Below are 11,215 nucleotides of genomic sequence, written 5' to 3'. Positions count from 1 at the left end.
AAGGCAGCCGAATCGGTCATGGCAAATCCCGTGTGAAACGATCTTTGTTCTTATTATGTTCCTAAGCATGCGTCCATGCCCGCGCTTCGTCGCGTCGGGGATAGCGATCGCCTCTCCGCCCGGAACACGAAGCCGCTCCCCCCGTTGGTGAAGCAAAAGAGAAAGGATCCGCCATGAACTATGACAAGCACCCCAACCCCGAAAAGATGAAGCACGAATTCTGGGAGGAGCTTTCCGATTCGCCCTTCGTCATGCTCCAGCTCGACAGCGATCCGGATAGTGCCGCGCCGATGACCGCACAGCTCGACAAGGACGCGAACAGCTCGATCTGGTTCTTCACCTATCGCGACAACCGCTTTGCCAAGATGGGGCCGGCCACTGCGACTTTCGCATCGAAGGGACACAAGGTCTTTGCCCGCTTCCACGGCGTGTTGACCGAGGAAACGAGCAAGGAGCGTCTCGACAAGCAGTGGGACAACACGGTTGAGGCCTGGTTTCCCGAAGGAAAGAACGACCCGCGCCTCCTGCTGATGCGGATGGACCTTGGCGATGCCTCGATCTGGTCGGGCGATATGAGCCTGCTTTCCGTCGGCAAGATGCTGCTGGGGATGGACGTGACCGACGATCACCCGGGCGGTCAGGTCGAAACCGCGCTCTGATCCAGAACCGACCAACGGAAAAGGCCGCCCCGAACAGGGCGGCCTTTCTCTTTTTTGGCGTGGACCTTACGAGGTCAGGCCGACGAACAGGATCGCGGCCAGCACCACCGGGCAGGCCCAGCGTACGAGGAAGCGCCAGAAAACATGCAGCGCGCCGTCCAGCCCGTTCTCCGAATCGACGAGCCGCGCATCGGCTACCCAGCCCACGAGAATGCAAACCAGGATCGCGCCGATCGGCATGAACAGCTTTGACGTCACGCCATCCAGAACGTCGAACATGCCCTGCCCTTCGAACAGCGGAATGAAGCCCAGCGGGTGGAAATCGGCCATCGTATTGAACGAAAGAGCCGCCAGCGTACCCAGCAGACCCGCCGCCACGATCACGCCCAACGCGCAAGTCCGGCGCGAGGCCTTGAACTTTTCCATGGCCCAGGCCGTCGGCACTTCGAGCAGGGCCACAGAGCTGGTCAATGCCGCGACCGTGACCATCAGGAAGAACAGCAAGCCGACGACCGTCCCGCCGGGGATCGACTGGAACGCAACCGGGATCGTCTGGAACATAAGCCCCGGCCCGCCATCGACGGCAAGTCCAGCGGCAAAGACGATGGGAAAGATGCAGACGCCCGCGATCAGCGCGACCGAAGTATCTGCCGCTGCGATTATCGTCGATGTACCCGCAAGGTTCACCTCTCGCCCGACATAGGAGCCGTAAGTCACCATCCCTGCGACACCGAGCGACAGGGAGAAGAACGCCTGTCCCACCGCGGCCAGCATGACTTCGCCGGTAAGTTTCTCGGGCTCGAACGTGAAGAGGAAGTCCATCGCCTGACCGAACGCCCCGCCGAACGCACCATAGATCGTAATCGCGACCAGCAGGACGAAGAACAGCGGCATCAGCCACACGGCCATGACCTCGATCCCGCCCGAAACACCGCGCACGACGAAGAAGCCGGTGATGGCAAGGAACAGCAGGTTCAGCCCGACACTCAACCCCGGATTGGCGAGCAGGTCCGGGAAGAAAGCGCGGATCGTGTCGATCTCCACGCCGTGGAACGCCCCGCCTGTCACGCCGGAACCGAAAAGGTCAGACAGGAACTGCCAGACGTAATAAAGCACCCAGCCACCCACGACGCAGTAGAAGCTGACGATCAGGAACGCGGCCACAACCCCGATACCGACAACCGCTTCCCAATAAGGAGACGCTCCCGATTCAACCGCAAGCTTGCGCGCGCTCAGCGTGGGGGAAGATTGCCCGTGTCGCCCGATCAGCGTTTCGGACAGCAGGACCGGCAAGCCGATCAGCAGAACGCAAAAGATGTAGAACAGGACGAAGGCACCGCCGCCGTTCGACCCGGCCTCTGCCGGGAAACGCCACAAGTTGCCTAGCCCGACTGCGGACCCGATTGCTGCGAGTACGAACGCGGACTTCGACGACCACCCCTCGCGCCCAGTTGCTCCGCCTGCTGCAGCCATGCGTGTCTTCCCTGCCCTTCTTTGATTTTGTCTCGGTAGAAACCGGTTTGACGCGTTCTGCAACGAATTGTGGCTCGCGTCGAGGCGTGGTTTGCGACTTTGACCAGCTTCGCTAAAAGCACCGGTATGTCCACGACCTTCCAACTCGACACTTCGACCAGCCGGGCCAACCCGACGCCCGCCCCGATGAAGCGCCTGACGGTGCCCAAGATCATGCGCCGCAAGGTGGACGGGGTGACCGAAGAACCGCTCGTCATGCTGACTGCATATACCGCACGGCAAGCCCAGTTGCTCGACCCGCACTGCGACATGCTGCTGGTCGGCGATTCGCTGGGGCAAGTAATCTACGGGCTACCTTCGACGCTTCCCGTCACGCTCGACATGATGGTCGCGCATGGTGCCGCCGTGGTTCGTGGATCATACCATTCGGTGGTCGTTGTCGACATGCCCTTCGGCAGTTACGAGGCCTCACCGCAGCAGGCTTTCGAAAGCGCGAGCCGTATCCTTGCCGAAACCGGCGCGGCGGCGGTGAAGCTGGAAGGGGGGGAGGCGATGGCCGAGACGATCCGTTTCCTCTCCCAACGCGGCATTCCGGTGATGGCTCACGTGGGTCTCACCCCGCAGGCGGTGAACGCGCTGGGCGGTTACATGGCGCGCGGGCGCAGCGATGCCGAAGAAGCCAAGATCGTCGCCGACGGAAAAGCTGTCGAAGAAGCCGGTGCCTTTGCCGTCGTGATCGAAGGCGTGGTAGAGGACATCGCCATTCGCCTGACCGAGGAAGTCGCCATCCCCACCATCGGCATCGGCGCATCGGCCAGGTGCGACGGGCAGGTTCTCGTCACCGAGGACATGCTGGGCATGTTCGAACGCGTGCCCCGCTTCGTGAAGAAGTACAACGACATCGCCGCTGTCATTACGGAGACTGCCGCGAAATATGCCGAGGAAGTGCGCGATCGCAGTTTCCCCGGTGACGCGCAGGTCTACCCGGCGAAGAAGGATTGAACCAATCCGCCTGCGGATCGTTCGCCTGACATTGCCAGCCAATATCTCCTGACAGGATTTCCCTTACCTTGAAGACGCTCCTTGCCCATTACAAAGGCTCGTTCCTTTTCACGTTCATTTGCCTTGCCCTGGCCGTCTGGCTCGGGTTCTCGCAAGGTAACGGAATTTCCGGCGTCTTCAGCGTCCTGTGGATCGTGGTTGTACTCTCGATCCTCGAGGTATCGCTCAGCTTCGACAACGCGGTCGTCAATGCGACTGTCCTGAAAGACATGCCGCCCAAATGGCAGCAACGCTTCCTCACCTGGGGTATCGCGATCGCCGTCTTCGGCATGCGTATCGTTTTCCCACTCGCCATCGTCGGCATAGCGGCCAGCCTGAACCCGATCGAGGCGATCAATCTCTCGCTGAACGAGCCGAAGCGGTACGAGGAAATCGTATCTTCCGCGCACACCGGCATCGCAGGCTTTGGCGGCGCGTTCCTGACGATGGTCGGCCTAAACTTCTTCTTCGACGGTGAGAAAGACATTCACTGGATCCGCACGGTCGAGGAATTTCTCGCCAAGGTGTCGAACATCAAGGCCGCGGAAATCGCGATCCTCGTGCTCGGCCTTTATGGCATCTCGCTGCTGCTGCCCGACGAAGAGGCGCTGACGTTCGTGACGGCGGGTATGCTCGGCATCGTGACCTATATCGCGGTCGAGGCGATCGGCACTCTGCTCGACATGGCCGACAACAAGGCCGCCGAAGGTGCGGCGCGTTCGGGCCTTGGCGGCTTCCTTTATCTCGAGGTTCTCGACGCAAGCTTCTCGTTCGACGGCGTGATCGGGGCCTTTGCGCTCACCAACAACATGTTGATCATCGCGCTCGGCCTTTCGATCGGTGCGATGTTCGTGCGTTCGATGACGATCCACCTCGTACGCGCGGGGACGCTGGCGCAGTATCGCTACCTTGAACACGGAGCCTTCTGGGCGATCATCGTGCTCGGCGTCATCATGCTGTTGACTGCGAAGTTCCATATTCCCGAAGTCATCACCGGCCTGATCGGCGCAACACTGATCATGATCTCACTCTGGTGGTCGGTCCGCTATTCGAAACGGCACCCCGAGGAAGCGAACGCCACCGTCGATTGAGGGATCAGGCCGAAAGGTCGTACTGCTTCATCAGGTCGTAAAGCGTGGGCCTGCTGATTCCTAGCATGCGCGCGGTCGAGCTGATGTTGCCCTCGCTGCGCGCCAGCGCATGGCGGATTACTTTGCGGTCCGCCTGCTCGCGCGCTGCCTTCAGGTTCAGCGCGTTGGCCAGCTCCTCGTCCGGTTCGGCAAGGTCGAGATCCTCGGCGCTTACCAACTTCCCGTCCGCCATGATGACCGCGCGCTTCACCCGATTTTCCAGCTCGCGCACGTTGCCCGGCCAGTGCCATGTGTCGATGGCCGAAAGCGCATCGGCCGAAAAGCCGGTGACCCTGGGGTTCATCTCCTTAGCGAAGCGATGCAGGAAATGGCGTGCAAGAAGCGGCGCATCGCCCGGTCGTTCGGCCAGCGTCGGGATGGCGATGACAATCTCGGCAAGGCGGTAATACAGGTCTTCGCGGAAGGTACCCTCCATGATCATCGCCTGCAAGTCGCGATGCGTGGCGCAAACGATGCGGGTGTCGACCGCGATGGACTTGCGCCCGCCGACCCGTTCCAAAGTCCGCTCCTGCAGGAAGCGCAGCAGCTTGGCCTGAAGCGCGAGCGGAATGTCGCCCAGCTCGTCAAGAAACAGCGTCCCACCCTCGGCCAGTTCGATCTTCCCCTCGCGGGTCGAGATCGCGCCGGTGAACGAACCTTTCTCGTGGCCGAAAAGTTCGCTTTCCAGCAGGTGTTCGGGGATCGCAGCGCAATTGATCGCAACGAAGGCCCCACCCCGGCGCGGACTGGAATCGTGAAGGCCACGGGCCAGCAGTTCCTTGCCCGTCCCACTCGCGCCTTGCAGCAGGACCGAGACATCGGCAGGCGCTACACGTTCGATGGTTCGGGCAACGCGAACCATCTCGGGTGCAGCGGTTACGAGCGTGCCGAGTACGCGGCTCTCCTCGCCGGACTTGGCGGCAAGGTTGCGGTTCTCCTGCTCGATCTCGCGCAAATGCAGCGCGCGGCGAACGATCAGCGCCAGTTCGTCGATCTTCACCGGCTTGGCGTAGAAATCATAAGCTCCGCGCTCAATCGCCTGTAACGCGCTTTCATGCGCGCCATGGCCGCTGGCGATGATGACCTTCGTATCGGGCTTCAGTTCCATGATCGCGTCAAGAACGGCGAAACCTTCGCTCGTGCCATCGGGATCGGGCGGCAGGCCAAGGTCGAGCGTGACCACATCCGGCTCATCCGATCGGAGCGCGGCGAGCGCCGCATCGCGGTCTCCGGCGCAAGTCACGTCGAAATCATCCCATGCCCATTTCAGCTGGGCCTGGAGGCCGGGATCGTCCTCGATCACCAGCAGCTTCGGCAAAGCCGTTTCCCTTTTTCCGCCCATCTTACGCAACCTTCCTGTCTTCGTCCGCCTGTTCGGCCGCGCGGGGCAGCCAGATCACGAAGCGCGAACCCTCGCCGACGCGCGATTCCACTTCGAGCCTGCCACCCATCGCGCGGACAAGCTCGCGCGCTTCGTAAGCCCCGATGCCGAAACCGTTGTTCTTGGTCGATACGAATGGCTTGAAAAGGCCCGAACGGATGAATTCCGGCGACATGCCGCAGCCGCTGTCGACGACGGCGACACCGGCCATCCGGTCCGTGCCGGGAAAATGGATCTCGACTTTCGCGCCATCTTCGCTTGCCTCGATCGCGTTGCGGACGAGATGCTTCAGGACGGTCTCCAGAGCCTCACGGTCGCCAAGCAAAGCCGCCCCGCCGCCATGGCCGATCTCGATCAGGTCGCTCGTGATTTCCGCTTGGAGCGCCGTGCGAACCGCGTCGAGAGGCGAGATCGGCGATGGGGCTCCGACCCCGTTAGTGCCATAGTTCGACAGCCTGCCGATCAGCCCTTCCAGACGCTTGGTCGCAGCGCGTAGCGTGACGAGCATGTCGGCCCGGAACGCCGGCTTTTCGATATGACGTTCCGCATTCGACACCAGCAGGCCGAATTGGCTGGCAAGGTTCTTTATGTCGTGCATCACGAAAGCCATGCGGCGGTTGAATTCATCGAACCGCGCCGATTCCAGCAGCGCTTTCTGCGCCTGATTCTGGCTGAGGTGGGCCGCCAGTTGCTGTCCGACAATGCGCAGCAGATCGTGATCTTCCCAGTCGAGATCACGCACATAGGCAGGACGCGCCAGCACGATCATCCCCGTAGTCCGCCCATCCACCTGCAAAGGGACCAACAGCCACGCGCGGGCAAGCGACATCAGCCATTGCGGCAAGTGATGTCCGCCGAATGGCTGGTGCCCCGCCCTCACCTTATCGAGTTCGATCACGCCCCCGTCGCAGGCGATCATCCGCGCCACCATATCGGGAACGCCGGTCGCCGGCACTTCCAGCGTCGGCCAGTGCCAGTTCGCGCTGAGTTCGAAAGCACCCTCGTCGCCCGGTGAAAGCAGAAAGCCTGCAGGGCTGTCGACAATATCGGCCAGCGCCTGGACGGTACGCTGTTCGGCTGGCGCGGAAGTTGCGCCGATCGTGGCCGAAAGTCGCAGCCATTCCTCACGATAGTCATAACGATGACGGAAAAGGTTGCGGACCAGCAGATCGCGCAACCAGACGCGCAGATTTCGCGAGGCGAGGATTGCGCCGATAGCGACCGCGAAGACAACCGCGCCGAAACGACCGACTATGCCGAGCCCGGGATCGTCACCCGTTACCGCTCCGTCGATCGTGAACAGCGCAAAGAGGTACAAGGCGATGACGATCAGCGAAAGCGACTGGAACGTCACCGTGCGCGAGGGCGAAAATTCGCGCGCACCCTTCTGGCGTCCGTCCAGCCAGAGGAAGAATGCGGCAACCGTCCACGCGGCAGCGCGCAGCAAGTTCATCGCAACCGGCAGTTCGCCCCATAGGTAGCTGGCTGCAAAGATGTTGAGCTCCGTGCCCCATGCCACCACGAGGGCGCCGGCCATCCACTTGATACGCGGCCGCTGTTGCGGTCCCGCCCCGCCATAAAGATTGTGAATCAGAACCAGCGTTCCGATCGCGAAGAGCAGGTGAAAGATCGCCGAAACCTTGGCCGTCAGCGAAAAAGCCACTGGAACCGGAAAGATGCCCGCCATGACGGCAAGTGGCACCTGTAACAATTCGGCCAACGCCAAAGCGACAAGCAACGGCCCCACCGGACGCAGGCTCGCATGTCGGCCGTCGGCGGCAAACAAGGCGCGGATCACTCCGAGCCAGACGAGGTTGCGCAAGGCCGTGACAAGCCAGATCCCTGCCGGATCGATGATGCCGGGCGTACTGACCAGCAGGTGCGCGGCAGTCGTTCCGAGCCCGGCGATGACGAGCGCCCGCGACGGGGCATGGGTATCGCGGCGCCAAAGGAGGTAGGCGGATGTCAGGCAAGCGAATGCCGCGAGAGCCTGCACGACCGAAACGAGGAAGCCCGCGCTCATCACTTATCGACCGGGGGTGGCGAAGGACTGGTGCCAAAACAACCGGTCTCGCAGGGTTTCGGGCGCGCCTTGTACATGGCCCGCAAACATAAACACGGATGGTAAATGCGCCGTAAACGCGAAGGCGCCGGATCCCTCGTGGAAGGTCCGGCGCCTCGTCAGGTTTCGGGACCGCAATCAGCGGTCCGATCAGAAGTTATTCGGAAAGGTTGTCGGCGGCAGTTTCGGCCGCATCACCGACGCTTTCAGCCGCATTGCCGACGCTGTTTGCAGCACCGGCAATAGCATTGTCACGCGCGATCTGGGCGTCGTTGCCCTTCATCAGGAAAAAGCCGCCTACAATCACGGCGAGCAGAAGCACGATCACGATGGCCCAACCCGCTCCCCCGCGCGAGCGCGCAGGCTCCTCGCGGATGATTTCGGTGTGGGTATGCGTATCGCCCGCAGGAGTGCGGGTTTCGGTGTAACGTTCTTCGACCATCAGAGGTCTCCCCTTCGTTCAAGTTGAAGGCAAAACTCCCGAGGTCAGTACGTTGTTCCGCGGGGTGCGACCCTGCGGGTGCGGATCAGCCGCCGAGCAGGCCGTCGAGCGTGCGACGGAATGCGCCCGAACGGGCCCCTTCCTGCTTCGCGACGGTGTCGAGCCATGCAGCGATGTCGCTGGTGTTTTCTTCGGTGGTTCCCTGGGGGAGAATCGAAGTCTTGCCAGTGTCCATTGAAAGTAGTCCCCGGTTAGTCGAGATCACGCAGAAAACCGCCACCTGACACTTATGTCAATATGTCGCAATGTATCAAAAACGGCAGAAATCAGGGTGTTGCAACGCCGCAACATCAGATGTTGTTCCCGCATTGCAATTACTTCCCGGATCGCCCAGCAAACGCACGATGATTGCTTACGATTTTTTGCAAAGTGACACGTTCGCCGACTGCACCGAGGCGGATCGTAATGAAATCGGAGCAATCCTGTCGCGAATCGGAAAATTGCCGTCTTTGCCCAACCTTGCCTGCGTCAGCCTGGACCTTGGCGATCCCGGCGCAGCGATCGCGGCGCGGCTTTCCCAGGGTGAGAACGGCGGTGCAAAATTAGGCCACGGTAGCGGCGGCGCAGTGCTGCTGCGGGCGGCGTAAAAGTCGTCCACTTTTCCCTTTTCGCGAAGCTGGCGAGGAGGGATGAGGGATTTACACCGTGGAACTTTACCTGAGGGTTCGTCTGGCGTGTTCTGAAGGGATGAGCCAGCGCGAGGCAGCGAAGCATTTCAACATATCGCGCGACACGGTTCGCAAGATGCTGTCGTATTCGGTGCCGCCCGGTTACCGTCGCAGCGCCCCGGTGCGGCGACCGAAGCTGGAAGCGTTCATACCGATCATCGATGGCTGGCTGGAAGGGGACCGGTCGGTTCCGCGCAAGCAGCGCCATACGGCGAAGCGTGTGTTCGACCGCCTTCGCGCAGAGCATGGCTTCACCGGCGGTTACACGATCATCAAGGATTACATCCGGGAGCGGGTTCAGCGCAGCCGGGAGATGTTCGTGCCGTTGGCGCACGCCCCCGGCCACGCACAGGCTGATTTCGGCGAGGCTCTGGTTGAGATCGGCGGTGTGGAGCAGAAGGCGCACTTCTTCGTGCTCGATCTGCCGCACAGCGATGCCTGCTACGTGCGGGCCTATCCGGCGGCCGTTGCCGAGGCGTGGATGGACGGCCACGTTCATGCCTTCGCGTTCTTCGGCGCGGTACCGCTCTCGATCGTCTACGACAACGATCGCTGCCTGGTCTCTAAGATCCTTCCTGACAGCACGCGGCGGCGCGCGAGGCTGTTCAGCGCCTTTCTGTCGCACTACCTGATCCGCGATCGTTACGGCCGCCCTGGCAAGGGGAACGACAAGGGCAGCGTGGAAGGTCTGGTCGGCTATGCCCGCCGCAACTTCATGGTCCCGATCCCCCGGTTCGCGACATGGGAGGCGTTCAACCTGTGGCTCGAGGAGCAATGCCGCAAACGGCAGAACGATCGGCTGCGCGGCGAGAACGAGACGATCGGCGAGAGACTGCAACGCGATCTGGCGGCGATGCAGGACCTTCCGGCATCGCCGTTCGAGGCCTGTGACCAGACCAGCGGCCAGGTCTCGTCGCAGGCGCTGGTGCGCTACCGGACCAATGATTACTCGGTACCGGTACGCTTCGGCCACCAGGAAGTATGGATCAGGGGCTATGTCGGCGAGGTGGTGATCGGCTGCCGGGGCGAGGTCATTGCCCGTCATCCCCGCAGCTATAGCCGCGAAGACGTGACCTTCGATCCGGTCCATTACCTTCCCCTGATCGAACAGAAGATCAATGCCCTCGATCAGGCCGCGCCCTTGCAAGGCTGGAACCTGCCCGAGGCGTTTGTGACGCTGCGCCGGCTGATGGAAGCGCGCCTGAACCGTCATGGGGGCAAGCATGGCCGGCGCGAGTATGTGCAGGTGCTGCGCCTGCTGGAAAGCTTCACGCTTGCCGATCTGCATGCCGCGGTGAAGCAGGCCCTTGATATGGGCGCGATCGGCTTCGATGCGGTGAAGCACCTTGTATTGTGCCGGGTTGAACGCCGGGTGCCCAGACTGGATATGGCGATCTATCCCTACCTGCCCAGGACGAGGGTGGAGACGACATCGGCGCGCTCGTACATGCGGCTGTTGTCGGGCGAGACGAAGGACGCGGCATGAGCAGCCCGGCTCCCGAACTGCTGCTCACCAATCACCTCAAGACGCTCAAGCTGCCGACGTTCCTGCGTGAGCATGACAAGCTGGCCCGGCAATGCGCGGCAGAGGGCGTGGATCATGTCCGCTATCTTGCCCGGCTTGTCGAACTGGAACTGATCGACCGGGAACGGCGGATGGTCGAGCGCCGGATCAAGGCCGCGCGGTTCCCGGCGGCCAAGAGCCTCGACAGCTTCGATTTTACCGCCATCCCGAAGCTCAACAAGATGCAGGTGCTCGAACTGGCGCGCTGCGAATGGATCATCCGGCGCGAGAACGTCATCGCCCTTGGCCCGTCAGGAACCGGCAAGACCCATGTCGCGATCGGCCTGGGCCTCGCGGCCTGCCAGAAGGGTCTGACAGTCGGTTTTACCACCGCGTCCGCGCTGGTCAGCGAAATGATGGAAGCACGCGACGAACGCCGCCTGCTGCGCCTGCAAAAGCAGATGGCCGGATACAAGCTCCTCATCATCGACGAGCTGGGGTTCGTTCCCCTGTCAAAGACCGGCGCGGAACTGCTGTTCGAACTGATCTCGCAGCGTTACGAGCGTGGCTCGACGCTGATCACCAGCAACCTGCCGTTCGACGAATGGACCGAAACGTTCGGTTCCGAGCGCCTGACCGGCGCGCTTCTCGACCGGCTTACCCACCACGTCAGCATCCTGGAAATGAATGGCGAGAGCTATCGTCTGGCCCAGAGCCAGGCACGAAAAGCACGCCCCAACCCCTGACAGAAATGACAATCCGGGTGTTGGCGACCCCCGCTCGGGCTACGCCCTC

At 61.9% G+C, this 11,215-nt stretch carries 11 protein-coding genes; 6 read left to right on the top strand and 5 right to left on the bottom strand.

Going from position 1 to position 11,215, the window contains the following annotated elements; genetic code table 11:
• Window positions 1–173: 173 nt before the first annotated feature.
• Window positions 174–659 carry a pyridoxamine 5'-phosphate oxidase family protein gene (locus A9D15_RS05435; protein ID WP_066762754.1) on the top strand — a complete coding sequence of 162 codons (486 nt, stop codon included), beginning with the start codon at window positions 174–176 and terminating at the stop codon, window positions 657–659.
• A gap of 66 nt (window positions 660–725) precedes the next feature.
• Here A9D15_RS05435 and A9D15_RS05430 read toward each other — a convergent pair whose 3' ends face one another.
• A complete protein-coding gene (locus tag A9D15_RS05430; RefSeq protein ID WP_066762751.1) occupies window positions 726–2,132 on the bottom strand; it encodes a sodium-dependent transporter in 1,407 nt (468 codons plus the stop codon).
• Window positions 2,133–2,258: 126 nt separating this feature from the next.
• Between A9D15_RS05430 and panB the strand changes: the two genes are divergently transcribed.
• Entirely contained in the window at window positions 2,259–3,134 is an 876-nt protein-coding gene (gene panB / locus A9D15_RS05425) for a 3-methyl-2-oxobutanoate hydroxymethyltransferase (protein WP_066762749.1), read from the top strand.
• A gap of 68 nt (window positions 3,135–3,202) precedes the next feature.
• Window positions 3,203–4,264, top strand: a complete 1,062-nt coding sequence (locus tag A9D15_RS05420) for a DUF475 domain-containing protein (RefSeq protein WP_066762747.1) — start codon at window positions 3,203–3,205, stop codon at window positions 4,262–4,264.
• A gap of 4 nt (window positions 4,265–4,268) precedes the next feature.
• Here the strand turns inward: A9D15_RS05420 and prsR are convergent, their stop codons facing one another.
• The 4 genes from prsR to A9D15_RS16440 form a co-directional block, all read right to left on the bottom strand.
• Window positions 4,269–5,645: a PEP-CTERM-box response regulator transcription factor gene (gene prsR / locus A9D15_RS05415; RefSeq protein WP_066762746.1), complete on the bottom strand. Its 1,377-nt coding sequence runs from the start codon at window positions 5,643–5,645 to the stop codon at window positions 4,269–4,271.
• A 1-nt stretch (window position 5,646) separates the two neighbouring features.
• A complete protein-coding gene (gene prsK / locus A9D15_RS05410) occupies window positions 5,647–7,707 on the bottom strand; it encodes an XrtA/PEP-CTERM system histidine kinase PrsK (protein WP_066762743.1) in 2,061 nt (686 codons plus the stop codon).
• Window positions 7,708–7,903: 196 nt separating this feature from the next.
• On the bottom strand, window positions 7,904–8,188 hold the full coding sequence (locus A9D15_RS05405; protein WP_066762741.1) for a hypothetical protein: 285 nt from the start codon (window positions 8,186–8,188) through the stop codon (window positions 7,904–7,906).
• Window positions 8,189–8,273: 85 nt separating this feature from the next.
• Window positions 8,274–8,423 carry a hypothetical protein gene (locus A9D15_RS16440; protein WP_156521661.1) on the bottom strand — a complete coding sequence of 50 codons (150 nt, stop codon included), beginning with the start codon at window positions 8,421–8,423 and terminating at the stop codon, window positions 8,274–8,276.
• Between the two features lie 70 nt (window positions 8,424–8,493).
• Between A9D15_RS16440 and A9D15_RS05400 the strand changes: the two genes are divergently transcribed.
• The 3 genes from A9D15_RS05400 to istB are packed head-to-tail and all read left to right on the top strand — an operon-like array spanning window position 8,494 to window position 11,166.
• Window positions 8,494–8,835 carry a hypothetical protein gene (locus A9D15_RS05400; RefSeq protein WP_172807472.1) on the top strand — a complete coding sequence of 114 codons (342 nt, stop codon included), beginning with the start codon at window positions 8,494–8,496 and terminating at the stop codon, window positions 8,833–8,835.
• 58 nt (window positions 8,836–8,893) lie between these two features.
• Window positions 8,894–10,402 (top strand): IS21 family transposase, encoded by a 1,509-nt coding sequence (istA, locus tag A9D15_RS05395; RefSeq protein WP_082924210.1) that lies wholly within the window; start codon window positions 8,894–8,896, stop codon window positions 10,400–10,402.
• The gene (gene istB / locus A9D15_RS05390) at window positions 10,399–11,166 is read left to right on the top strand and encodes an IS21-like element helper ATPase IstB (RefSeq protein ID WP_066761576.1); all 768 of its coding nucleotides are present in this window, start codon (window positions 10,399–10,401) and stop codon (window positions 11,164–11,166) included. The genes istA and istB overlap by 4 nt, the downstream gene beginning before the upstream one ends.
• Window positions 11,167–11,215 lie beyond the last annotated feature (49 nt).

It is taken from the genome of Croceicoccus pelagius, from assembly GCF_001661915.1.
GTDB classification, from domain to species: domain Bacteria; phylum Pseudomonadota; class Alphaproteobacteria; order Sphingomonadales; family Sphingomonadaceae; genus Croceicoccus; species Croceicoccus pelagius.
Note: the sequence above shows the minus strand (reverse complement) of the source record. Positions and strands in the feature narration are given on the sequence as shown.

Coding starts and splice junctions, on each gene's coding strand:
- A9D15_RS05400 (WP_172807472.1), top strand. CDS start 8,494: ATGTATCAAAAACGGCAGAAATCAGGGTGTTGCAACGCCGCAACATCA.
- prsK (WP_066762743.1), bottom strand. CDS start 7,707: ATGAGCGCGGGCTTCCTCGTTTCGGTCGTGCAGGCTCTCGCGGCATTC.
- A9D15_RS05405 (WP_066762741.1), bottom strand. CDS start 8,188: ATGGTCGAAGAACGTTACACCGAAACCCGCACTCCTGCGGGCGATACG.
- A9D15_RS16440 (WP_156521661.1), bottom strand. CDS start 8,423: ATGGACACTGGCAAGACTTCGATTCTCCCCCAGGGAACCACCGAAGAA.
- istB (WP_066761576.1), top strand. CDS start 10,399: ATGAGCAGCCCGGCTCCCGAACTGCTGCTCACCAATCACCTCAAGACG.
- A9D15_RS05435 (WP_066762754.1), top strand. CDS start 174: ATGAACTATGACAAGCACCCCAACCCCGAAAAGATGAAGCACGAATTC.
- panB (WP_066762749.1), top strand. CDS start 2,259: ATGTCCACGACCTTCCAACTCGACACTTCGACCAGCCGGGCCAACCCG.
- A9D15_RS05430 (WP_066762751.1), bottom strand. CDS start 2,132: ATGGCTGCAGCAGGCGGAGCAACTGGGCGCGAGGGGTGGTCGTCGAAG.
- prsR (WP_066762746.1), bottom strand. CDS start 5,645: ATGGGCGGAAAAAGGGAAACGGCTTTGCCGAAGCTGCTGGTGATCGAG.